The sequence below is a fragment of the Microbacterium sp. C-MGS6 genome (genome assembly GCF_058140415.1).
This window is the reverse complement of the sequence record NZ_CM176934.1, coordinates 1,146,632-1,168,228: the sequence shown is the minus strand read 5'-3', so window position 1 is coordinate 1,168,228 and position 21,597 is coordinate 1,146,632. Positions and strand designations below refer to the sequence as shown.

General features: G+C 71.2%; 21 protein-coding genes and 1 tRNA gene. 7 read left to right on the top strand and 15 right to left on the bottom strand.

Annotation, left to right across the window (positions count from 1 at the left end):
- Positions 1-221: 221 nt before the first annotated feature.
- On the top strand, positions 222-1,058 hold the full coding sequence (locus tag AC3B5L_RS05620) for a DUF559 domain-containing protein (protein WP_490096276.1): 837 nt from the start codon (positions 222-224) through the stop codon (positions 1,056-1,058).
- 446 nt (positions 1,059-1,504) lie between these two features.
- Here AC3B5L_RS05620 and phoH2 read toward each other — a convergent pair whose 3' ends face one another.
- The 3 genes from phoH2 to AC3B5L_RS05605 all read right to left on the bottom strand — a co-directional run bounded on the left by phoH2 (position 1,505) and on the right by AC3B5L_RS05605 (position 4,990).
- A complete protein-coding gene (gene phoH2, locus AC3B5L_RS05615; RefSeq protein ID WP_370428680.1) occupies positions 1,505-2,887 on the bottom strand; it encodes an RNA 5'-3' helicase PhoH2 in 1,383 nt (460 codons plus the stop codon).
- Positions 2,888-3,045: 158 nt separating this feature from the next.
- Positions 3,046-4,176, bottom strand: coding sequence for an aminotransferase class V-fold PLP-dependent enzyme (locus AC3B5L_RS05610; protein ID WP_490096275.1), 1,131 nt, complete (start codon positions 4,174-4,176; stop codon positions 3,046-3,048).
- A 34-nt stretch (positions 4,177-4,210) separates the two neighbouring features.
- A complete protein-coding gene (locus tag AC3B5L_RS05605; protein ID WP_187664116.1) occupies positions 4,211-4,990 on the bottom strand; it encodes an isoprenyl transferase in 780 nt (259 codons plus the stop codon).
- A 96-nt stretch (positions 4,991-5,086) separates the two neighbouring features.
- Here AC3B5L_RS05605 and trhA point away from each other — a divergent pair, with 96 nt between their 5' ends.
- The gene (trhA, locus tag AC3B5L_RS05600) at positions 5,087-5,818 is read left to right on the top strand and encodes a PAQR family membrane homeostasis protein TrhA (RefSeq protein ID WP_268777787.1); all 732 of its coding nucleotides are present in this window, start codon (positions 5,087-5,089) and stop codon (positions 5,816-5,818) included.
- 7 nt (positions 5,819-5,825) lie between these two features.
- Here trhA and AC3B5L_RS05595 read toward each other — a convergent pair whose 3' ends face one another.
- Positions 5,826-6,113: a hypothetical protein gene (locus AC3B5L_RS05595; protein WP_187663592.1), complete on the bottom strand. Its 288-nt coding sequence runs from the start codon at positions 6,111-6,113 to the stop codon at positions 5,826-5,828.
- 68 nt (positions 6,114-6,181) lie between these two features.
- Here AC3B5L_RS05595 and AC3B5L_RS05590 point away from each other — a divergent pair, with 68 nt between their 5' ends.
- Both AC3B5L_RS05590 and greA read left to right on the top strand, forming a co-directional pair.
- Positions 6,182-6,568: a DUF4307 domain-containing protein gene (locus tag AC3B5L_RS05590; protein ID WP_187663591.1), complete on the top strand. Its 387-nt coding sequence runs from the start codon at positions 6,182-6,184 to the stop codon at positions 6,566-6,568.
- A 97-nt stretch (positions 6,569-6,665) separates the two neighbouring features.
- Entirely contained in the window at positions 6,666-7,157 is a 492-nt protein-coding gene (gene greA, locus AC3B5L_RS05585) for a transcription elongation factor GreA (protein ID WP_136051615.1), read from the top strand.
- A 66-nt stretch (positions 7,158-7,223) separates the two neighbouring features.
- Here greA and ilvA read toward each other — a convergent pair whose 3' ends face one another.
- On the bottom strand, positions 7,224-8,453 hold the full coding sequence (gene ilvA, locus AC3B5L_RS05580) for a threonine ammonia-lyase (protein ID WP_187663590.1): 1,230 nt from the start codon (positions 8,451-8,453) through the stop codon (positions 7,224-7,226).
- Complete coding sequence (locus AC3B5L_RS05575) at positions 8,450-9,646, bottom strand: AI-2E family transporter (RefSeq protein WP_187663589.1); 1,197 nt, start codon at positions 9,644-9,646, stop codon at positions 8,450-8,452. The genes ilvA and AC3B5L_RS05575 overlap by 4 nt, the downstream gene beginning before the upstream one ends.
- A gap of 85 nt (positions 9,647-9,731) precedes the next feature.
- Here AC3B5L_RS05575 and AC3B5L_RS05570 point away from each other — a divergent pair, with 85 nt between their 5' ends.
- Both AC3B5L_RS05570 and AC3B5L_RS05565 read left to right on the top strand, forming a co-directional pair.
- Positions 9,732-10,991 carry a winged helix-turn-helix domain-containing protein gene (locus AC3B5L_RS05570; protein WP_313366443.1) on the top strand — a complete coding sequence of 420 codons (1,260 nt, stop codon included), beginning with the start codon at positions 9,732-9,734 and terminating at the stop codon, positions 10,989-10,991.
- Positions 10,988-11,887, top strand: a complete 900-nt coding sequence (locus AC3B5L_RS05565; RefSeq protein ID WP_490096274.1) for a hypothetical protein — start codon at positions 10,988-10,990, stop codon at positions 11,885-11,887. Before AC3B5L_RS05570 ends, AC3B5L_RS05565 begins: the two co-directional genes overlap by 4 nt.
- A 9-nt stretch (positions 11,888-11,896) precedes the next feature.
- Here AC3B5L_RS05565 and AC3B5L_RS05560 read toward each other — a convergent pair whose 3' ends face one another.
- From AC3B5L_RS05560 to AC3B5L_RS05550, 3 genes are all read right to left on the bottom strand, one after another.
- On the bottom strand, positions 11,897-12,463 hold the full coding sequence (locus tag AC3B5L_RS05560) for a LemA family protein (protein ID WP_136051621.1): 567 nt from the start codon (positions 12,461-12,463) through the stop codon (positions 11,897-11,899).
- An 88-nt stretch (positions 12,464-12,551) separates the two neighbouring features.
- Positions 12,552-13,865, bottom strand: a complete 1,314-nt coding sequence (locus tag AC3B5L_RS05555) for a D-arabinono-1,4-lactone oxidase (protein WP_313366441.1) — start codon at positions 13,863-13,865, stop codon at positions 12,552-12,554.
- Entirely contained in the window at positions 13,862-15,106 is a 1,245-nt protein-coding gene (locus AC3B5L_RS05550) for an alanine racemase (RefSeq protein ID WP_363332972.1), read from the bottom strand. Before AC3B5L_RS05550 ends, AC3B5L_RS05555 begins: the two co-directional genes overlap by 4 nt.
- Before the next feature lie 64 nt (positions 15,107-15,170).
- Between AC3B5L_RS05550 and AC3B5L_RS05545 the strand changes: the two genes are divergently transcribed.
- Positions 15,171-15,243, top strand: a tRNA-Leu gene (locus AC3B5L_RS05545).
- Positions 15,244-15,247: 4 nt separating this feature from the next.
- On the opposite strand, the gene AC3B5L_RS05540 is transcribed toward AC3B5L_RS05545, so the two are convergent.
- The 6 genes from AC3B5L_RS05540 to AC3B5L_RS05515 form a co-directional block, all read right to left on the bottom strand.
- Complete coding sequence (locus AC3B5L_RS05540) at positions 15,248-16,102, bottom strand: cation-transporting ATPase (RefSeq protein ID WP_490096273.1); 855 nt, start codon at positions 16,100-16,102, stop codon at positions 15,248-15,250.
- 199 nt (positions 16,103-16,301) lie between these two features.
- A complete protein-coding gene (locus AC3B5L_RS05535; RefSeq protein ID WP_313366439.1) occupies positions 16,302-17,384 on the bottom strand; it encodes a hypothetical protein in 1,083 nt (360 codons plus the stop codon).
- Between the two features lie 163 nt (positions 17,385-17,547).
- Entirely contained in the window at positions 17,548-19,059 is a 1,512-nt protein-coding gene (locus tag AC3B5L_RS05530; protein ID WP_313366438.1) for an NAD(P)/FAD-dependent oxidoreductase, read from the bottom strand.
- 25 nt (positions 19,060-19,084) lie between these two features.
- The gene (locus AC3B5L_RS05525) at positions 19,085-20,404 is read right to left on the bottom strand and encodes a S8 family serine peptidase (protein WP_187663581.1); all 1,320 of its coding nucleotides are present in this window, start codon (positions 20,402-20,404) and stop codon (positions 19,085-19,087) included.
- Complete coding sequence (locus tag AC3B5L_RS05520; RefSeq protein WP_259952143.1) at positions 20,401-20,943, bottom strand: DUF501 domain-containing protein; 543 nt, start codon at positions 20,941-20,943, stop codon at positions 20,401-20,403. Before AC3B5L_RS05520 ends, AC3B5L_RS05525 begins: the two co-directional genes overlap by 4 nt.
- Before the next feature lie 48 nt (positions 20,944-20,991).
- Positions 20,992-21,420: an FtsB family cell division protein gene (locus AC3B5L_RS05515; RefSeq protein WP_313366437.1), complete on the bottom strand. Its 429-nt coding sequence runs from the start codon at positions 21,418-21,420 to the stop codon at positions 20,992-20,994.
- Positions 21,421-21,597: the final 177 nt, after the last annotated feature.

Genomic DNA, 21,597 nt, shown 5'->3' with positions numbered 1-21,597 from the left:
ATCCGTCGTTTCCGGCACCGTCCCGTTCTCCGATCCCGTTCTCGTTCCCACCTCGGATGCACGACCACGTTCCGTCTGCACGACGGAATCCCCGGATCAGGACTACCCGCGGCTCCGGATCGTGCAGGTGACTCTTCCTCCACGGATCCGCGGACACCCCGACTCGTTCCCACGACGTCCTTCGGCTCCCGCCGTGACGCCGGAGGACGCAGAATCGGCGAATGCTCGATCCCGTCTCGACCCTTCACCGTCTCGGAGGCATCGCCCGCGGTCGCGACCTCGGGACTTTCGGAATCTCCCGCTCCGCCTTGTCCCGCGCGGTGCGCGCCGGCCGGATCCATCGGGTCCGCGCGGGGGTGTTCGCCACCCACGACCTCGACGCGACGGTGCTCACGGCGGCTGCCCACGGAGGGGCCATCAGCTGCGGCACCGCGCTACGTGCCCACGGAGTCTGGGTGCTGTCGGAGAGCGATGCGCCGCACGTCTGGCTCGGTCGCAACGGGCGCGCGCACCCGCACATCGAGTGCCGGTGCATCCCGCATCATTTCGAGGGACGCACCCGGTTCGGCATCGTGGCTGTCGAAGACGCGCTCCGGCACCTGCACGTGTGCGAGGGTGACGAGGCTTTCTTCGTGTCCTTCGAGTCGGCCTGGCGGCAGGGACTGATCGGGCGGACCGCACGAGCCCGGATCCGCGCCGCGCTGCCCCGGTCCGCGCGTTGGCTCGTGGACTTCGCCCGTTCCGACGCGGACAGCGGTCTGGAATCCCTCCTGCGCCTCCGTCTCCACATCCTCGGCGTCCACCTCGCGACGCAGGTCTCGATCCCCGGTGTCGGCCGCGTCGATTTCGTTGTCGACGGTCGCCTCATCATCGAGGTCGACGGCCGCGAGCACCACGGTGCTCCCGAGATGCGTCACCGCGATCTCTCCCGCGATGCTGCGGCATCGCGACTCGGGTACGAGACGCTGCGCTTCGACTACGCCCAGGTCGTGCACGACTGGCCCATGGTCCAGGCTGCGATCGAAGGGGCTCTGCGCCGGGCCCGCGACCGCGTCTGACCGCGGTTCCTCCCGCACGGCCCTGTTCCGCCCGCACGGCCCCGTTCCGCCCGCACGGCCCCGTTCCACCTGCACGACCCCGTTCCGCGTGCACGACCCCTCTGGCCCCGGCAGCCGGCCGACGGTGCAGGATCGTGCAGGTGTCGCTACCGACGTCCGAGGGCCCGCGGGACGGATGCACGAGCTGGGTACGCCTGCACGACGGAACACCCCTGATCGACCCACCACTGTCGTCGGATCGTGCATCCGGGAGATCGTGTATCCCGACGGGACCGTGTATCCACCCGCTCGCGTGACGTGACGTCTGGACCTCCAGGTGCACGAGCCCGACATGGATGCACGATCGAAGAGGCCGGTGGGGCCAACAGGCGGGACGAGATCGTGCGGCCGGGACGCGATCGTGCGGGCGGGCCCGGGTCGTGCAGAGCCCGCCCGCACGGATCGGGTCAGCTGAGCTCGCCGCCCTCCAGGAGGTCCGTGACGAGGGCGGCGATGGCGGAGCGCTCCGAGCGGGTCAGCGTGACGTGTCCGAAGAGGCCGTGTCCCTTGAGGGTCTCGATGACGCTCGCGATGCCGTCGTGCCGACCGACACGGAGGTTGTCGCGCTGCCCGACGTCGTGGGTGAGGATCACCCGGGAGTTCTGGCCCATCCGGCTGAGCACCGTGAGCAGCACGTTCCGCTCCAGGGACTGCGCCTCATCCACGATCACGAAGGCGTCGTGCAGGGACCGTCCGCGGATGTGGGTGAGCGGCATGACCTCCAGCAACCCGCGCTCCACGACCTCGTCGATGACGTTCCCGGAGACGACGGAGCCGAGGGTGTCGTACACCGCCTGGCCCCAGGGGTTCATCTTCTCCCCCTGGTCGCCCGGGAGGTATCCGAGCTCCTGGCCCCCGACGGCGAACAGCGGACGGAACACGATGATCTTCTTCTGCTGCTGCCGCTCCAGCACGGCCTCCAGACCCGCGCACAGCGCCAGCGCGGACTTGCCGGTGCCTGCGCGTCCGCCCAGCGACACGATGCCCACCTCGGGGTCGAGGAGCAGGTCGATCGCGATGCGCTGTTCGGCGGAGCGCCCGTGCATGCCGAAGATGTCCCGGTCCCCGCGGACGAGCCGGAACTCGCCGTCGCCGGTGACCCGGCCGAGGGCCGATCCGCGCTCGGAGTGGATGATGAGGCCGGTGTTGACGGGGAGCCCGTGCACGTCCTCACTGATCCCGACCTCGCTCTCATAGAGGTCGCTGATGTCATCGCCGGAGAGGTCGAGGGTGGCGATACCCGTCCAGCCCGAGTCGACGGCCTGCTCCGCGAGATACTCCTCGGCACGCAGCCCGAGGGACGCGGCCTTCACCCGCATCGGGAGATCCTTCGACACGATGGTCACGTCCTGGCCGTCCTGCGCGAGGTGCATCGCCACGGAGAGGATGCGACTGTCGTTGTCACTGAGGCGGATGCCGGCCGGGAGCACCGAGAGGTCGGCGTTGCCGAGCTCCACGCGGAGAGTGCCGCCCTCGCCGACCTCCACCGGGAAGTCGAGGCGGCCGTGCTCGACGCGGAGGTCGTCGAGGTGACGCAGCGCCTGGCGGGCGAAGTAGCCGATCTCCGGGTCGTGCCGCTTGCCCTCGAGTTCGGTGATGACGACCACCGGGAGCACCACGGAATGCTCCGCGAAGCGGAAGAGCGCCTGCGGATCGCTCAGCAGGACCGAGGTGTCGAGGACGTAGGTGCGCAGATCCTGATCGGGTTCTGCGGCCGCGGCCTGTCTCGTCGTCTGACGGGTGGACTGCTGCGCGGTGCTGGTGGACTGCTGCGCTGAACGTGTGGTCACGACCCACTCCCGACCCGGGGATTCCCGGCTATTCGAACGAGTCGACCAGGGGGTCACGAGTCGCGAACCTGAGGCCGACCCGACCGGGCGCCTTGCCCGATGCCTTGAAGGTACGACCGCCCGGGCGTTTTCCACGGACAAGACACGCCAGCGATTCGTTACGGGACGATGAACGATTCCTTGCCGAACGCGCCGAGGGTCTCATCGAGCAGTGCGAGGGTCTCGGCGTCGGTGCCCGCGTGCGGTGCGACGCGGATCGACTCGCCACGCGCCGTGACGACCAGTCCGGCGTTCGCGAGGGCCGCCGCGAGCCGAGCGGGTTCCTCCGGTGCGAGGGCGACGATCCCCGCGCGCTCGGTGCGGGCGCGCGGGGAGACGACGGCGATCCCATGGCGGTCGGCGGTCTCGATCACCGCGTCCACCTGCGCGGAGACCCGCTCTTCGATGGCCGCGACGCCGGCGTCCCTGACATCACGTGCGCCGGTTGAGAGCCGGCCGGCGGCGAGCGTGTCCGGCACGCTGATCGTGTACGCCTTCGCGTCCGGTGCCGGGGCGGGCAGCTCGTCGACGAAGAGTCCGCTCGCCGTCGTCCCGATGATGCCGGAGAGCACGGGCGCGATGCGCTCGCGCGCCTGCGGCGAGAACCAGGCGAACCCGGTGCCCCGGCCCGCGCGCAGCCACTTGTACCCGTGCCCGACGACGACGTCCGCGACGCTGTAGTCGGCGTCGATCACACCGAAGGACTGCACGGCATCGACGATGAGGAGGCGATCAGGGCCGAGGACGTCACGCAGCGCGGCGAGGTCGGCACGGTAGCCGGTGCGGAAGTCGACGTGGCTGACGGCGAGGGCGACGACCTCGTCGTCGAGGACAGCACTGACGGCGTCGGGAGTGACCCGTCCGTCCTCGGGCGTGATCCACCGTGGTGTGACCACGCGGCCGGACGCGGTCGCCGCGCGCTCCAGAGTGAGGCTCACACTCGGGAACTCCGCCGTGCTCGCGATGACCGCGCCGGAGACCCCGTAGAGCGCGTGCATGAGGCCGTGCGTCGACGACGGCTGCAGCGTGACCTCCGCGGCGTCCGCGCCGAGGAGTTCGGCGATGACCTCCTGCGCCTGCCCGATCCGCTCTCCCACGAGGGCCAGCGACGACGGCCGACCGCTGCCGAGCAGGTCCGCGTCCGCGAACACCTCGGCACGGACCGAGGGTGACACGGGGCCGAACGCCGCCCAGTTCAGGTACCCGGGCTCGGCGTCGAACGTTCCGATGTAGTCGTCGAAGGAGCTCACTGCGTCATTGTGACACGCGCGCGCGGTTCCCGGATCAGCGTCCGAATCGGCGGTCGCGGTCGGCGTAGTCGCGGATCGCGCGGAGGAAGTCGACCTGGCGGAGGTCCGGCCCCAGGGCCTCGACGAAGTAGAACTCGCTGTGCGCGCTCTGCCACAGCAGGAAGTCGCTCAGCCGCTGCTCGCCGCTCGTGCGGATCACGAGATCGGGGTCGGGCTGGCCGCCCGTGTAGAGGTGCTCCCCGATCATCTCCGGAGTGAGGTGCGCCGCGAGGTCTTCCAGCGTGCCACCCGATGCCTCATGCTTCGTGATGATGCTGCGCACCGCGTCGACGATCTCGTTCCGGCCGCCGTAGCCGACCGCGAGGTTCACGTGCAGTCCGGTGTGGTCCTTCGTCCGCTCCTCCGCGTCGGCGAGCACCCGTGCCAGTTCGACGGGGAGGATGTCGGAGCGGCCGACGTGCTTGACCCGCCAGTTCCCCTTCTGGGATAGCGCCTCGGCGAGTTCCGCGATGATCTCGATGAGGTCGGCGAGCTCGGCCGAGTCCCGTTTGCGGAGGTTGTCGCTGGACAGGAGGTAGAGCGAGACGACCCGTACCCCGAGCTCATCGCACCAGCCGAGGAACTCCTGCATCTTGGCCGCCCCCGCACGGTGCCCTTCGGCCGGGGTGTCGAATCCGAGCTGCCGCGCCCACCGGCGATTGCCGTCGATCATCATCGCGACATGGTGCGGAACGGAGGCCGGATCGAGCTGACGACGCAGCCGGCTGGTGTACAGCCGGTACAGCGGTCCCCGCCCCGGGCTCTCGCGTGACATCACCCACCTACGCTACCCTGCCCCGGTCTTCCGCGCCGGTGCAGAACCTGGGGACATGTACGGGGCGGGGCATGCGCAGCCGCTTAGAGTGAGCACGTGAGCACTTCCGACCAGACCGGCGCCGACGTCCCACAGCTGCCGCTGCTCGAAGCCGCGGCCGCCGATGCGGCGACCGAGATCAAACCGACCTGGCGCGGCTGGATCCACGCCGGCACGTTCCCCGTCGCGCTCGTCGCCGGCATCGTCCTCGTCGCCGTGTCGCAGGGCGCCGCGGCGAAGTGGGCCGCGGTGGTCTTCATGGCCACCTCGCTGCTGCTGTTCGGGAACTCGGCCGTGTACCACCGCTTCAACTGGCGGCCGCGGGTCAAGGGCATCCTCAAGCGGATCGACCATGCGAACATCCTGCTGCTCATCGCCGGCACGTACACGCCGCTCGCGACCCTGGCGCTGCCGCCGGCGAAGGGCGTCCTGCTGCTGACGCTGGTCTGGAGCGGAGCCCTGCTCGGCATCCTCTTCCGGGTGTTCTGGATCCACGCGCCGCGCTGGCTCTACGTCGCGCTGTACCTACTGCTCGGCTGGGCCGCGGTGATGTACATCGTCGACCTGCTCGACGCCAACGTCGCCATGATGGTCCTCGTGATCGTCGGCGGTCTGCTCTACACGGGCGGCGCCATCGTCTACGCGCTGAAGAAGCCGAACCCCTGGCCCGGACACTTCGGCTTCCACGAGATCTTCCACGTGTGCACTGTTCTGGCGTTCCTGTGCCACTGGACGGCGTGCCTGCTGATCGCCCTGCACCCGCTGTCGCCGTCGCTCGGCGCGCCCTGAGCCGGGGTCAGCGCTCGCGCGGCTCCTCATCGGACGCGGCCGGAGCTTCCGGTGCGGTGCGACCGTCGTCCGCGGCGTTCTCGGCGGCGCGGGCGGCTTCTTCCGCGTCGAGCTCCTCGCGGACCTCTTCGCGATACCGCACCCGGCGGATCCGGCGGTTCATGTCCCAGATCAGCAGGATCACGGCGATGAGCACGAAGACGATCACCGCGAAGCCGGCGAAGCCCGGCGTGACCGACTCCGGAGCCACCGTCATCGACGGTGTCGGCATCGGAGTCTCGGAGAGGAAGCGCATGAATCGGCCTTTCGTACGCAGGTCGCATAACCTGGTAACACCAGCCTAACGACCGGAAGACCCCACCTGTGACGACCGCCCTCCAGCTCGACGAACGCTACGGCCGCACCCGCCGCCGTCGGTGGCCGTGGTTCCTCGCCGGGGCCGTCGCCCTGCTCCTCCTCGCCGCCCTCGCCTGGTCCACCGTGAGTCAGTCGATGAGCTCCGTCGATGCCGACGACCTGGGCTTCGAACTCGTGGACGAGCATGCCGTCGACCTCCGCTTCCAGGTCACCGGCGTCCAGGGCAAGGACGTCGTCTGCGTGCTCGAAGCCCTCGACGAGGAGTTCGGTGTCGTGGGCTGGAAGATCGTGGAGATCCCGGCCGGAGACGCCCACTCGCTCACCCGTGCGGAGCGCATCCCGACCGTCGCGGAGGCCACGACAGGTTTGGTGAACACCTGCTGGGTCGCCTAGACTGATGCCAGACAGACGACGCCCCGGCACCGTGCCGGGGCGTCTTGGCATATCCCCCGCGGCATCTCGGCGGGATCCCGATAGAAGGAGCTTCGTCATGTCCACCGATGCTCAGGTCCCCTTCCTCACGCAGGAAGCCTACGACCGGCTCGTCGCCGAGCTGGAACACCTCTCCACCGTCGGCCGCGACGAGATCGCCAAGCGCATCGAGGCGGCCCGCGAGGAGGGCGACCTCAAGGAGAACGGCGGCTACCACGCGGCGAAGGACGAGCAGGGCAAGCAGGAGGCGCGCATCCGCACCCTGGAGGCGCTGCTGAAGACCGCGAAGGTGGGCGAGGCTCCCGCCAGCCGCGGCATCGTCGAGCCGGGCACTGTCGTGACCGCGGTCGTCGCGGGCGGCGAGGAGGTCTTCCTCCTCGGCAGCCGCGAGATCGCCGCCGCCGGCAGCGACCTCGACGTCTACAGCGAGGCCAGCCCGCTGGGCCAGGCGATCCTCGGCCTCAAGGTCGGTGAGTCCTCGTCGTACGAGGCGCCGAACGGCCGCTCGATCAGCGTCGAAATCGTGAAGGTCGAGACCTACACGGGCTGACGCCTGTTCGTCACGACGCACCCCCTCGACCGCGACGGTCGAGGGGGTGCGTCGTATCGGGCGGACTCAGTCCGGGACGACGATGGGCGCGAACCCGGCGCGACGGAGGGTGTCCAGCGTGTGGGCCGAGTGCTCCGCCCCGCGGGTCTCCACGCTCAGTTCGAGGATGACCTCGCTGATCTGGAGTCCGTGGCCGTGACGGGTGTGCATGGCCTCGATGACGTTCGCTCCCGCCTCCGCGATGAGCTCGGACACGCGGGCGAGCTGACCCGGACGGTCGGGTAGCGGGATGCGGATCGTGAGGTACCGCCCGGAGGCGGCGAGGCCGTGCGACACCACCCGCTGCAGCAGGAGCGGGTCGATGTTGCCGCCGGACAGCACCGCCATCGTCGTGCCGGTCGCCGACACGCGTCCGGAGAGGATGGCAGCGACGCCTGCCGCACCTGCCGGCTCGACCACGACCTTCGCCTGTTCCAGGAGCACGAGCATCGCGCGCGCGAGGTCGTCGTCGGAGACCGTGACGACCTCGTCGACGAGTTCCTTGATGATCTCGAACGGCACGGCGCCCGGTCGCGCGACGAGGATGCCGTCCGCGATAGTGGGGCGCGTGACGATGTCGACCGGCTCCCCGGCCGCCAGCGACGGCGGGACGGCGGCCGCGTTCTCCGCCTGCACGCCGATCACGCGGATCGTGCGACCGAGTTCCGCGGCCTTGGCCTTCACCGCTGCGGCGACGCCGGCGATCAGCCCGCCGCCGCCGATCCCGAGGACGACGGTGTCGATCTCGGGCGCATCCTCCAGCAGTTCCAGGCCGAGCGTGCCCTGCCCGATGACGATGTCACGGTGATCGAAGGGATGGATGAGCACGGCACCGGTGCGCTCCGAGAACTCGGCGGCCAGGCGCAGCGAGGTGGCGACCGTCTCCCCCTCGAGCACCACGTCCGCGCCGTACCCGCGTGTGGCGAGGAGCTTCGGAACCGGGACCCCGAGCGGCATGAAGATCGTCGCGGGGATGCCGAGTGCCTGGGCGGCCAGGGCGACGCCCTGTGCGTGGTTCCCGGCCGAGGCCGCCACGACGCCGCGGGAGCGCTCCTCCGCGCTGAGCCGGGAGAGGCGGTAGGCCGCACCGCGGATCTTGAAGGAGCCCGTGCGCTGCAGGTTCTCCATCTTCAGCAGCACCGGGGCGCCGAGCGCATCGGACAGCGCCCGCGAGGGCAGGGTCGGGGTGTGCGAGATCACCTCAGCCAGACTTCGAGCCGCGTCCTGGAACTCGGTCAGGCTGGGGACTGCGCTCATCGATTCCTCCGTCTCCGCTCGCGCGGAACTGTGCTCCAGATCAGGTCTCCGCTCGGCCCGACGCCGGTGCGCCAGGATCCCGAGCTGATGGTCACCGCCGCCACGTTCACGAACGCGGCCAGCGGGACGGCGAAGAGTGCGCCGGGGATCCCCGCGATCATCGCGCCGCCCGCGACCACGAGGACGACGGCGAGCGGGTGCACCTTGACGGCGGAACCCATCATGATCGGCTGCAGGATGTGACCCTCGATCTGCTGCACGGCCAGCACGACCACGAGCATCCAGAGGGCGATCCACGGGCCGTTGTAGACGAGCGCGAGGAACACGGCGACCGCACCGGTCACGACCGCACCGACGATCGGGATGAACGAGCCGAGGAACACCAGGACGGCGACGGGCAGCGCGAGCGGGACCTGGAGCAGGAAGGCACCGAGGCCGATGCCGATCGCGTCGATCGTCGCCACGAACAGCTGCGTCCTGGCGTAGTTGACGATCGTCGTCCAGCCGTTGCGCGCGGCACCGTCGACAGCGGGACGGGCCTTCCGCGGGAAGATCCGGAGCGTCCAGCGCCAGATACCGGCGCCGTCCGCGAGGAGGCAGATGAGGATGAACAGGGACAGCAGCGCCCCCGTGGCGACGTGCCCCACGGTGGTCCCGATCGCGAGGGCCCCCGTCCAGAGGACCTGCGCCTGCTCGCTGATGAAGTCGAGGCCCTGCTGCAGATAGTCCGCGATCTGCGTATCCGACAGACTCAGCGGGCCCTCGTGCAGCCAGACCTGGAACTGGTCCAAGGCCTCGGTCGTGCGCTGCTGCACGTCGGGGAGCTGGGCGCGCACCTGCCACACCACGAGCCACATGAGTCCCGTGACGATCGCCGCGGTGCCGATGAGCGAGACGGCGATCGCGAGCCAGCGCGGGAACCCGTGGCGCAGCATCCAGGAGAACGCCGGCCACAGCAGGGCGGTGATGAGGATCCCGACCATGAGCGGGATGACGAGGAGCTTGAGCAGCATCACCAGCCAGATGAAGACGCCGATGGCCGCTGCGATGAGCAGCAGGCGCCAGGCGTAGCTCGCCGTGATGCGCAGAGGCAGCGGCACCGCTTCGTCGGCTTCGGTGGTCACGGTCCGATCGGTCACCACGGGGCGCGGACGGAACAGATCGCGCAGCCGGGGTCGCTGGTCCTCGCTCATCGCCTCAGTCTACGGTCATGCCGTATGCCGTTCGACGCATCTTGCGCGCGGCGACGATGTCGGATACCGGGGATACGCTGGCGGCGTGACCGACACCCTCAGTCCCGCTCAGGCACGCCGGATCGCCCTCGCCGCCCAGGGCTTCACCCGCGCACGTCCGGCCACCGTCTCCGGGCGCCATCTGCACCGCGTGATGGACCGGCTCGGCGTGCTGCAGATCGACTCCGTCAACGTGTTCGCCCGGTCGCACTACCTCCCGCTGTTCTCCCGTCTCGGCGCCTATGATCCCGCGCTCCTCGACCGCCTCTTCCTGTCCCGCACGACCCATTACGTGGAGTATCTCGCCCATGAGGCGACTTTCATCCCCGTCGAAGACTGGCCCCTGTGGCGGTTCCGCATGGACGACTTCCGGCGACGCTGGTCCGCGGAGGACTCCTGGCTCCGCTCGAATGCCCGGACGGTGGAGTGGGTTCAGGACGAGCTTCGCGCGCGCGGACCCCTGCGCCCCGTCGACCTCCGTGCCGATGCCCCGCGCGAGCGCGGCACCTGGTGGGACTGGGACGAGGTCAAGCTCGCTCTCGAGCATCTGTGGCGCACGGGCGATGTGGCCGTGAGCGGGCGCCGGGGGTTCGAACGCACGTACGCCCTCGCCGAGCAGGTCATCCCGGACGGCATCCGGTCCCGGGAGATCCCGCGGGAGGACGCCATCCGCGAGCTCGTCCGGCGTGCGGCGCGCTCCAGCGGCGTCGGCACCGCGGCCGATCTCGCGGACTACTACCGTCTCCGCGACCGCGCTGCGGTGACGGCGGCGATCGCCGACCTCGTGGACACCGAAGAGGTGCAGCCGGTGAGCGTCCGCGGCTGGGAGCGTGGTGGCAGACCTCTCCCCGCCTGGCGGCACCGGGACGCCGTGCTCCCACGCCGGGTCGAGACCGCCGCCCTGCTGACCCCCTTCGATCCGGTGGTGTGGTTCCGGGAACGCGCGTTGCGGGCATTCGAGCTCGACTACCGCATCGAGATCTACGTCCCGGCTGCGAAGCGCCGCTACGGCTACTACTCGCTGCCCGTGCTCGTCGGCGACCGGATCGTGGCGCGCGTCGACCTCAAGGCCGACCGCGGCACCTCGACCCTCCAGGTGCAGTCGGCGTGGTGGGAGCCGCAGGCTCGCCCGGGTGACGCCGAGGCGATCGCCGCGGAGCTCCTGCGGGCCGCGCAGTGGCAGGGCCTCGAGCAGGTGTCGGTCTCCGGGTGGGGCGATGCGACCGCAGGCGTCCACGCGGCGCTCGCCTCGACCGCGCCGGGCGTGGTGCGGCGTCATGTCCACGTACGCGAGGGCGTCGCATGACCCGTCGTCGTTGGTGGCTCCTGGCCGGTCTCGTCGCGGTCGTCGCCGTGGCCGCAGCGGTGTGGTGGGGTGTCTCCACGCTCCGCTCGCCCACACCGGAAGAGGCCGTGCGGGACTACCTCCGGGCTCTGGAGACGGGCGATCCGGAGGCGGTCACGGCGACCGGGACCGCGGTGTCCGACCGCGCCCTCGCCGCGTTCGCCGGGGCAGCCTCGACCATCGAGGACGCCCAGGTCACGGGGGTCCGCGACAGCGACGGCGAGGTGTCAGCGACCGTGACGTTCCGGCTCGACGGGGACGAGCACGAGGCCCGGCTGAGGCTGGATCAGGAGGACGGGCGCTGGGTCGTCGACGCCTCCGGCCTCGGCACGCTCCGCGCCACGACGACGGTCGGGACGGCCGTGCAGGTCGGCGATGCCGTCCTCCCGGTGGCGGAGGATGCGGCGCTGCTGCCTGCCGTGTATCCCGTGGCGGCCGCGCCCCTGACGCTGCTGACGGGGACGACCGAGGCCGTCGTGCTGCCCGGCGGCGACGCCACGGCGACAGTGACCGCCGCGCTCCGCCCCGAGGCGACCGAGGCCGCACAGTCGCAGCTCGAGGCCTACCTGGAGACCTGCACGGCCGGTGGAAGCGCGATTCCCGAGAACTGCGGCATCCGGATCCCCTGGGGCACGGAGTTCCGAGAGGTCTCCGATGTCGCCTTCCGCGTCGAGCGGTTCCCGATGGTGACCCTCACCCCGACGACGTTCGCCGCCGACGACGGCGTCCTCGAGGCGACCGTGACCGGCACCGGACAGAACGGGACGACGCGCTCGGTCACCTATCGCAGCACCGCATGGAGCGTGCGCGGAGGCGTCGAGATCACCGCAGACGAACTCGCCCTCACCGTGTGGTGAGGGCGAGGATCAGAACTGCACGCGCGGCGGCTCGGAGATGGCGCCGCTGTCGGCGACCTCGAAGAACTCGCGCTCCGTGAAGCCGAGCCCCTTGGCGAAGAGGTTGTTGGGGAACACCTTGATCTTCGTGTTCAGCTCCCTCACCCCGCCGTTGTAGAAGCGCCGCGCGGCCTGGATCTTGTCCTCGGTGTCGACGAGGGCCTGCTGCACCTGCAGGAAGTTCTGGCTCGCCTGGAGCTGCGGGTAGGCCTCGGCCACAGCGAAGAGGCTGCGCAGCGCCTGCTGCAGGTGCCCTTCGGCGATCCCCGCCTCACCGGGGCTGCCGGCGGAGAGGGTCTCGGCACGGGCGCGGGTGACGTTCTCGAACACCGCCTTCTCGTGCGAGGCATAGCCCTTGACCGTCTCGATGAGATTCGGGATGAGGTCGGCACGGCGCTTGAGCTGGACCGTGATGCCGCTCCAGGCTTCGTCCACGCGGACGTTCAGCTGCACCAGCGAGTTGTACGTCGCCCAGAGATAGACGCCGACGAGCAGGATCACCCCGACGACGATCAGTACCGGCACGAGCCATTCCATCAGTGCCCCACCCTTTCCCGTGTTTCTCTCATCCTAGACGCGGTGCCTGCACGTGGACTGGGGACTCGGCAGCTCGCCGGCCCGCGCATCAGCTGCCCAGAACCCGCTCCAGGTACCGGTTCGTGAACCGGCGCTCCGGATCGAGGCGGTCGCGCACTGCCACGAAGTCGTCGAAGCGCGGATACCGGTCATGCAGGGTCTCGTGCGTAAGCGTGTGCAGCTTGCCCCAATGCGGGCGGCCGCCGTGCGCCAGCATGATCTCCTCCACCGCGCCGAAGTACACGGTCGGGTCCGCCCGCCAGTACCGGTGCACCGCGATGTACGCGGTCGCGCGGTCGTGCGCCGTCGAGAGCCAGCGGTCGTCCGCCGCCGCGAACCGCACCTCCACGGGGAATTCGATGCGCCAGCCGCGCTGTGCGATGAGCTCCTGGAGGGCGCGGAACGCCGGCACGACCTCGGCGGCCGGCAGCGCGTACTCCATCTCGCGGAACCGCACGGTCCGACTCTGGGTGAGCACGCGGTTCGACAGGTCGGTGTACTCCCGGTCCCCGGTGAGCCGCACGGCGAGCCGGTTGAACGGCGGCGTGATCGCCGGGACGGCCTGTCCCGCCGCGCAGACGACGCGGTACACGCCGTTGGCGAGAAGGGTTTCGTCCACCCACCGGCCCACGATCGGCAGAGGCTTTCTCCGCGTCGACTCGGGCAGCCGCGATTGCCGCTTGGTCAGTGCCACGTCGGTGTGCGGGAACCAGTAGAACTCGAAGTGATCGGCCGCGGCGACGCGCTCGTCGATCGTGGAGAGCACCTCGTCCAGGGGCACCGGCTCGTCGATCGCATGCATCACGAAGGTCGGCACGCACTGCAGCGTCACCTCGACGATGATGCCGAGCGCACCCAGCCCCAAGGCGACCGCCGGCAGCAGTTCGGGACTGTGCGCCTCATCGATGCGGAGGAACTCCCCGTCTGCGGTGATGAGGGTCACCCCCACCACCTGCGTGGCGAGACCGCCGAAGCCGGCGCCGGTCCCGTGCGTGCCCGTGGAGATCGCGCCCGCGATGGATTGCCGGTCGATGTCGCCGAGGTTCTCCATCGCGAGGCCGTAGCGCGCGAGCAGCCCGGGGATGCGATGCAACCGCGTGCCGGCGAGGAGCGTGACCCGTCCGCTCGCGACGTCCGCCGAGACGAGGCCCTGGAGATCGTCGAGTTCGAGGAGCACACCGGGCGCGACGGCGATCCCGGTGAAGCTGTGACCGGCGCCGACCGCTTTGATCGTCAGCCCCTGCCGCGCCGCTGCCCGCACGGCGCGCTGCACGCCTTCGGGGCTGCGCGGGCGCTCGACCCGGACCGGGCGGACGGACGCCGATCGGCCCCAGTTCTGCCAGGTGCCGCCGATTCTCGTCACAGGAACGCCTTCCCCTCGCCACGATACGTCGGCAGCTCGTCGACGACCTCGTCGCCGGAGACGAGGTGGTAGGCGGCGATGCGCTCTGCCGGTTCGCCGCTCTTGGCGTGACGGAACCAGACGCGATCGCCGACGCCCAGGGTCGCGGCGGTCGGCCCCTGCACCGGCGTCTGCACCTCTCCGGCCGCCTCCCGCGGAAGCGTGCGGAGGTTCGCCGGCCACACCGGGCGCGGCTGCCGCGAGGCGACCGCGGGACCGGAGGCGATCCAGCCGCCGCCCAGCACGGTGGCGATGTCCACCGCGGGACGGCGCACGACGTCGAAGGCGAACGCGGCGGCCGGTGCGGGCCGGAAGGACCGGTACCCGTCGAACAGGTGTCCCCCGAGCAGGCCGCTGCCCGCGCTGGCCTCGGTGAGGGACTCGTCGCTGCCGCTGAACTCGAGGGAGCCCGTGCCCCCGCCGTTGAGGAACTCGAGGGCCGTCACCGCGCCGACCGCGGAGACGATCGCCGCCCGCCGCTCCCGCAGCTCGTCACGCGACCGGGCCTGGACTCGACGGATGAGCGGCCCATCGGGGCCGGCGTCGCCCTGTCCCGCGATCTGCGCGTCGTACATCTGCAGCCCCACGAGACGGAAGCCGGGGCGCGCCGCAACCTTCCGAGCGAACGCCGCGACCTCACCGGCCGAGAAGAGGGCCGAGCGGCGGACGCCGATGTGTCCGAGCAGCGCCGATCGCCAGGACGCGTCGACGTCGATCGCCACCCGGAGCTCGGGCCGCGCCGAAGGAGCCGCCACGCTGTCGACGAGATCGAGGTGCACCGGGTCGTCGATCATGAGAGTGATGCGCTGCGCCGCCTGTTCGTCGGCGCAGAGCCGTTCGAGGGCGGCCCGGTCGACCGTCGGGTAGCCCAGCACGATGTCGTCGTGCGTCTCCGCGAGCCAGAGGGCCTCCTCCAGCGTGAACGCGAGGATGCCGCGAAAACCCGGGAGGCGCAGCACGGCATCGAGGACCGCACGCACCCGCACCGACTTCGACGCCACCCGGATCGGCAGACCGCCCGCACGGACGAGCAGGTCCATCGCGTTGTAGCGGAGGGCCTCGCGATCGATCACCGCGACCGGCGCCGGAAGATGCCCGGTCGCCGCCGACAAGCGCGGCCAGTAGCGGCCCGGGTCCTCCCATTCGGGGGCGACCGCGGGGCCGCCCGGGACGGGGCTCAGTTCGTCGGTGAGGTCGAGCACTCCCCCACCCTATGGCCTGAGCCCCGCCGGGTCACGACCCCGCCGACGATAGGCTGGCCGCGCGGCCCCCGTAGCCCAATGGCAGAGGCAGGCGACTTAAAATCGCTTCAGTCTGGGTTCGAGTCCCAGCGGGGGCACCCGTCACCGTCCGAGGATGTCGCCGATCCCGGGGATGCCGAGATCACCGAGCCGTTCCCCCCAACCGGTCGCCGCCTCGCCGAGCCCCGACACGGCCTCGCCGGCCGAGCCGAGGATCTCGTCGGCGCCGCCGGCCAGAGCATCGAGGTCGACGCCGGAGGCCAGGGCCTCGAAGTCCACGCCGAGCCCCGCCGCCTGCTCCAGGAGCGGTGGGGCCACGGTGCTCACGACGGCGCCGCCGGCCACGACGCCCAGCACGCCGACCGCCGCGCCGCCCGCAGCGACCGCGGCCCCGCCCGCACCGCCGCCGCGGACACGGGAGAGGAGTCCGCGCAGACGGCCCGGTCGCATCGCCTCGGTCCGCCCGGCCGCGCGGGCGAGGTCGTCAGGGGAGGACGAGCGCGGCCGCTCTTCCGCGGGGAGCTCGGCCCGCATGCGGGCCTCGACGTGCTCCCGCTGCGTCGGCGTGAGGCGCGTGAAGGCCTCGCGATGGATCTGCTCGATCCGGTGGGGGTCGGCCGTCTGCAGGAGGTAGTCGTACCGGGCGATGGCCGCACGGTCCGCCGCGGTGACGTCGCGCCCGCCGGCGGCACCAGGGGCCGGCGGTGGGGCGTACGTGCCCGAGGTGGACGCTCGTGCGCCACCGGGACGGGCGTCCGGAGTCGAGGAGGCGGCAGAAGGCGTGGTCGGGCGTTGCGGCTGGGGGTCCTGGGCTCGGACGGCGTCCACCGCGCTCCGGATCATCCCGCTCCAGTCCGTCGAGGGGCGAGTGCCGTCGCCGGCACGCGCACCGGGACTTCCGCCCTTCGCATCGATGGCATCGGTGGCGAGGCGGATCAGGCGGGAGAGCTTCGACATGGGGGTCCCTTCGTGGGACGGGCCGCCGTTCTCCGCGACGTCGGGCGACGACAAGGGTTCCGGGCAGCCCGCGATTCGGGTGCCAAGGTCTCCTCCACCCTCGCGGGCCAGCGGGCCGGGGCACGATGACATGCCCGTCATGACGACGTCGCTGCAGACGGGAGTACTCCCCTTGCCTTCGACACGCTAGCGAGGCGGCCTATGGATCGGCTCCATGCTCCGGCACGGGGAGGGAGCCGCCGAGGATCCCGGTCATCTCCTCATACAGCGTCTGGAACGCGTCGCGGAGCTCCGCAGCGCCATCCGGTCGCCCCGCGGCCGGTACCGCCTCCGGCAGCGTCCCGAGGGCGAGGGTCGCCGCCGCCTCCCGTGCCGCCGCCGCGCCGAAGCCGTCGGACGGCCGCCCCCGATCCGATGCCAGGACGAGCTGGTCGCGCAGCACTCCCGCCACCCCGAGGAGCACGGCGGCCGCGCGCAGGTGGCTGCGAGCGACCTCCGTGCCGAGAAGGCGGTCGTGCATCATGCGTGCGAATCGGCGGGCATGCGGCGTCGGAACGTCTCGCCGCGCGCGAAGGCGCCAGCTGTCCGCCGCGCCCGGCACGGCCTCGTAGGAGAGCGGCTCTCCATCCCGCAGATGCACCACCGGGATCGAGGGCGGCGCGAGGAGCGTCTCGCGCTGCCACCAGTCCGCGGGAGCGACCGCGGCGGGGAGGAAGGCGGTGCCCGGAGCGTGCGTCCCCGGCCGGTCGGGCTGCACGAGATCGGCGGTACTGGCGAGCAGAGCGAGGCCGCGTTCCCTCGCGAACCGATGCAGCAGCACTCCCGCAGGGGCGACCTCGCCGACCTGGAGGGAACGCGCGAACTCCGCGGCCTCGGGGAGCGGGAGCACCACGGCGACCGCCGACGGGTCGGGTCCGGGCGGCATGAGCCACGGGCGGCCGGAGAACGCCGCCACCCGGAGGGCGTGCGAGGCGTAGCCGTCTCCGGGGGTGAAGAGTCTCAGGGCCGCCCCGGGCCGTCCGGCGATCGCCTCGTGCACCTGCGCGATGAGACGCGGGTGCGGGCGCACCGCGGCGTCGAGTACCAGATGGTGGGTGGCTCGTCGTGTCCATGGCTGCCACGCCCCGGCCTCGGCGCCGACACCCGCCTCCGTGTTCGTGCGGCTGATGCGGACGAGCGCGCCGTCGAGCTGTTCCGCGAGCCGCTCCGCCCGCTCCTCGTCGCCCGCAGCCGTCCGGATCGACACACTGACGGTCGGCGACTCTCCCCCGTGCGCGCTCACCGGACCTCCTCCCAGCGTCGTCCGGGGGTGCGTGCACACGCCCTTCCCGAGCACCCTGCGAGCGTACAATGTGAGATGTTACGTCGCCAACTCTCGCCGCCCCGCGAACGGAAGAAGGCCCCGGCGCTCACGCGCTCAGGGCCTTCTCCTCAGAACCGGGTGGTCACTTCGCCGCGGCGGTCTCCGCGGAGTCCTTCGACGAAGAGGCCGGAGCCTTCTTGGCTGCGGGCCGCTTCGCGGCCGGCTTCTTGATCTCTGCAGGCGTCTCGGCCGCGGGGGCAGCGGCCGGCTTCTCGGCGGCCGGAGCCTTCGCCGCCGGGGCACCAGACGCCGGAGCAGTGTCCGCGGGTGCGGCGGGACGCGGGCGGGCGGCGAACTCCTCGAAGACGTAGCGAGGGTTCTGCACCGTCTGCAGGTTCACGAGGTCACGGCCCAGCCACAGGTTGTTCCACCAGCCCCAGAGCACGCGCCACTTGCGCTCCCACGTCGGCATCGCGAGGCCGTGGTAGCCGCGGTGCGCGAGCCAGGCGATGAAGCCCTTGAGCGCGATCTTGCCGGACTGGAAGACGCCGTTGTACAGACCGAGGCCCGCGACAGCGCCGAGGTTCTTGTGGAAGTACTCCTTGGGGCTCTCGCCACGGAGCACGGCGACGACGTTCTTGGCCAGGAGCTTCGCCTGACGCACGGCGTGCTGGGCGTTCGGGACGCAGAAGCCGCCCACGCCGCCACCCGAGAGGTCGGGGACGGCCGAGACATCACCGGCGGCCCAGGCGCCCTCGACGAACGCCTCGGCCGTACCGACGCGGAGGTCGGCACGGGTCTGGATGCGACCGCGCTCCTCCACCGGCAGATCGCCGCCGCGCACGACGGTCGGGTTGGCCATGACACCGGCGGTCCAGACGATGACATCCGTCGGGATGACCTCGCCGGTCGAGAGCTCGACGTTGCCGTCGATGGCACCGGTGACCTGTGTGTCGAGGTGGACGTTCGCGCCGCGCTTGGCGAGGTCCTTGAGAACCCACTCGCTCGTCTTCAGCGAGACCTCGGGCATGATGCGCCCCATGGCTTCGATGAGGTGGAAGTGCGTGTCCTCGAAGCTCAGCTGCGGGTACTTGCTCACCAGCGAGGAGGCGAGCGAGCGAAGCTCCGCGAAGACCTCGATACCCGCGAAGCCACCGCCGACGACGACGACGGTCAGCAGGCGGTCGCGCTCGGGGCCGGCCGGGAGGGAGGCGGCCTTGTCGAAGTTCGACATGACCTTGTCGCGGATCGCGACGGCCTCTTCGATCGTCTTGAGCCCGATGGCGTTGTCGGCGATGCCCGGGATCGGGAACGTGCGCGAGACGGCGCCCGCGGTGACGACGATCTGGTCGTACGCGAACTCGTACGGCTCGCCGACGGGCGGCGTGATGGTGGCCACCTTCTGCGCGTGGTTGATGTTCGTGACCTTGGCGGTGAGCACGTGCGTGCGCTTCAGGTGACGGCGGTGCGCGACGACCGAATGCCGGGCCTCGATCGATCCGGCGGCGACCTCGGGGAGGAACGGCTGGTACGTCATGTACGGCAGCGGGTCGACCATGGTCACGTCGGCCTCACCCTTGCGCAGGTGCTTCTCGAGCTTCCACGCGGTGTAGAAACCCGCGTACCCTCCGCCGACGATCAGGATCTTGGGCACAGTGCTGTTCTGAGGCACAGAAGAACTACTCCTCGGAGTCGGGATTGTGGCGTACGGGAACGCGCGCCGATCGGATGCGCCGGGCAGCTGCGGTGACGCCAAGCGCTACCAGGATACCAGGGACCGTGAGGGCGATGAGCGGCAGGGTACCGTAGCGCAGGGAATCGGCGCTGGGAAGCAGCGGTGAACCGGGCTCGGTCGGTGCATCCGCATCCGGCAGCGGCGGGATGTCCACGGGGGCGAGGGTGGGCTCGGGGGTCGGCGCGCTGTCCGCGCGGCGGAACAGCCGCACCCATTCGGCCAGGTCGCCCATCGGGTTCTCGCTGACGGTCGGGATGTTCGCCGAGATCGCCGCGTCCGCGTCCACGAGCCCGAAACCGTACAGCGGGTCGCGTGGCTTCTGCGCATCGGCCACCGGCATCGCCGTCTTGATGATGCGGTTGATGACGTCGTTGGCCGAGATGTCGGGATGCGCCGAGCGGATGAGTGCGGCGACACCGGCCACGATGGGGGCCGCGCCGCTGGTCCCGCTCCAGGAGACGACCTCGCCGTCCGCGGACACGCCGAGCAGGCCCTCGCTCGGCGCCGAGATGCCGATGGTGATGCCCTGGGTCGAGGCCTCGATGCTGGCCGTTCCGGTCTGGTCGACACCGCCGACCGTGAGCACGCCGGGGATCGTGGCGGGAGCGCCGATGATGTTCGTGCCGCTCCCCCGGTTGCCGGCCGCGACGACGACCACGACATCGTGCTCGAAGGCGTAGAGGAACGCGTCGTCCCAGCTCTCGTCCCAGTCGAGGGTGTTCGTCGTGAACGACAGGTTGATGATGTCGGCGCCGTGATCGACCGCCCATCGGATGCCCTTGGCCACCTGCTCGGTGAACGGCACGGCCGCCGCGGCGCCGAAGCCGACCGAGACCGAGAGCAGGTCCGCCTCCGGGGCGACGCCGATCATCCCGGTGCCGTCGGGCTTGCCTCGCCCGGCCGCGAGCGACGCGACCCAGGATCCGTGGTTGCCGTCCACCGCACCGAGCGGCGTGCGGCCGTCGGGGGTGCCGGCTCCGGACACGTCGGTGCCGCCGACGACCGCCTCGCCGAAGACCTGCGGCACCTTGCCGATGCCCGTGTCGATGACGGCGATGGTCACGCCCTCGCCGCGCGTGGTCTGCCAGGCCTCCCTGATGCCGGCGCCGTCCAGCCAGTACTCCGCCGCGCGGATCGGGTCGGCGGGGTCGTCGGCGACCGGCGGCGGCGTGGGGGTCGGCGTGGCGGTCGACCCGAGGAGCAGGACGGATGCCGCCACCGCCACGAGGGCGACGGCGCCGCGCAGCACCCGCCGCCGCGTCATGCCGAGCGTGCCGGATCGTCGCGGAGGGCGGCGCCGGGCTCCTCGCAGCGGCACACCTCGGGAGACCAGGAGCTGCGGGCGAGCGCGGCGTCGCCGATCGGATTCACACCGGCACCCGCCGCCAGGGCGTGCCCGGCGAGCGCGTGCAGGCACTTCACCCGCGTGGGCATGCCTCCGGCAGAGATCCCGTCGATCTCGGGCACCTCGCCGAACTGCGCCCGGTCCGCGAGATAGGCCTCGTGCGCCGCCTGATAGGCCGCGGCCACGGTCTCATCCTCGGCGAGCAGCCCCGCCAGCTCGGGCATGACCTGGTTCGCCTCGAGCGTGGACATCGCCGCCGTCGCGGCCGGGTGCGTCAGGTAGTAGAAGGTGGGGAACGGCGCGCCGTCCGGCAGGCGCGGAGTGGTGGCCACCACCGTGGGGTTGCCGCATCGGCAACGGGCCGCGATGCCGACGACTCCGCGGGCGGGCCGTCCGAGCTGGGTCGACACGACGGCGAGCTCGGCGGAAGTGGGCGCGGGGAACGGCGGAGTGGTCACCCCACCAGCGTAGGGGAGCCGTCCGGGAGGATGCTCGGAGCCGGACCCTCAGCCGGCGGTGGCGGCGGTGTCGCTCAGTCCCGCGGAGACGAGGGTGCGCAGCAGCTGCGGCATCCAGTCGGCCGGCTTCTCCTCGAGCGTGTCGCTCACCGGCTCCTGCTCCCGCGGGAGGGCGGAAGGATCGAGGTCGTTGTCGATGAGGTACACGACCTCGCCCGGCTTGACGTAGTAGAGCCGCTCACGGGCCTGCGTCGTGATGTACGCGGGGTCGTCCCACCGCTCGCGCTCCGCGGTCAGCGCCGCGATCTCGCCTTCGCTCACCTGCACGGACTGCTCCAGCGCGGCGATCTTCTGCCGCTGGTCGATGAAGGTCCCGAGCGTGGGGACGAGCACCCAGGCGCCCAGCACGACGAGGGACAGCATGATCACCGAGAACGCGGACAGCCGGATGCCGGATGCCCACTCGCGCACGTCCACGCGTGGCGCGGTCGTGGCGGCCTCGCGGGGCCGTCGCGACCTGGACGATGCGGGGCGGGCAGGGGCCGCCCCGGGAGACGGCGAAGGAGGAGCCGGTCGTCGTGCCACGGCTCCTCCTTCGTCTCTGCCGCCTTCCGGGCGGCGCGGTCGTGCCGCGGAAGCGGCGTCGCTGTCTCG

What these genes read in the sequence shown, in the direction of transcription:
- AC3B5L_RS05605 (WP_187664116.1), bottom strand. Translation starts at nt 4,990, where the DNA reads ATGTCACGCGAGAGCCCGGGGCGGGGACCGCTGTACCGGCTGTACACC.
- ilvA (WP_187663590.1), bottom strand. Translation starts at nt 8,453, where the DNA reads ATGAGCGCAGTCCCCAGCCTGACCGAGTTCCAGGACGCGGCTCGAAGT.
- AC3B5L_RS05540 (WP_490096273.1), bottom strand. Translation starts at nt 16,102, where the DNA reads ATGTCGAAGCTCTCCCGCCTGATCCGCCTCGCCACCGATGCCATCGAT.
- AC3B5L_RS05575 (WP_187663589.1), bottom strand. Translation starts at nt 9,646, where the DNA reads ATGAGCGAGGACCAGCGACCCCGGCTGCGCGATCTGTTCCGTCCGCGC.
- AC3B5L_RS05525 (WP_187663581.1), bottom strand. Translation starts at nt 20,404, where the DNA reads ATGACGCGGCGGCGGGTGCTGCGCGGCGCCGTCGCCCTCGTGGCGGTG.
- AC3B5L_RS05565 (WP_490096274.1), top strand. Translation starts at nt 10,988, where the DNA reads ATGACCCGTCGTCGTTGGTGGCTCCTGGCCGGTCTCGTCGCGGTCGTC.
- AC3B5L_RS05595 (WP_187663592.1), bottom strand. Translation starts at nt 6,113, where the DNA reads ATGCGCTTCCTCTCCGAGACTCCGATGCCGACACCGTCGATGACGGTG.
- AC3B5L_RS05560 (WP_136051621.1), bottom strand. Translation starts at nt 12,463, where the DNA reads ATGGAATGGCTCGTGCCGGTACTGATCGTCGTCGGGGTGATCCTGCTC.
- greA (WP_136051615.1), top strand. Translation starts at nt 6,666, where the DNA reads ATGTCCACCGATGCTCAGGTCCCCTTCCTCACGCAGGAAGCCTACGAC.
- AC3B5L_RS05620 (WP_490096276.1), top strand. Translation starts at nt 222, where the DNA reads ATGCTCGATCCCGTCTCGACCCTTCACCGTCTCGGAGGCATCGCCCGC.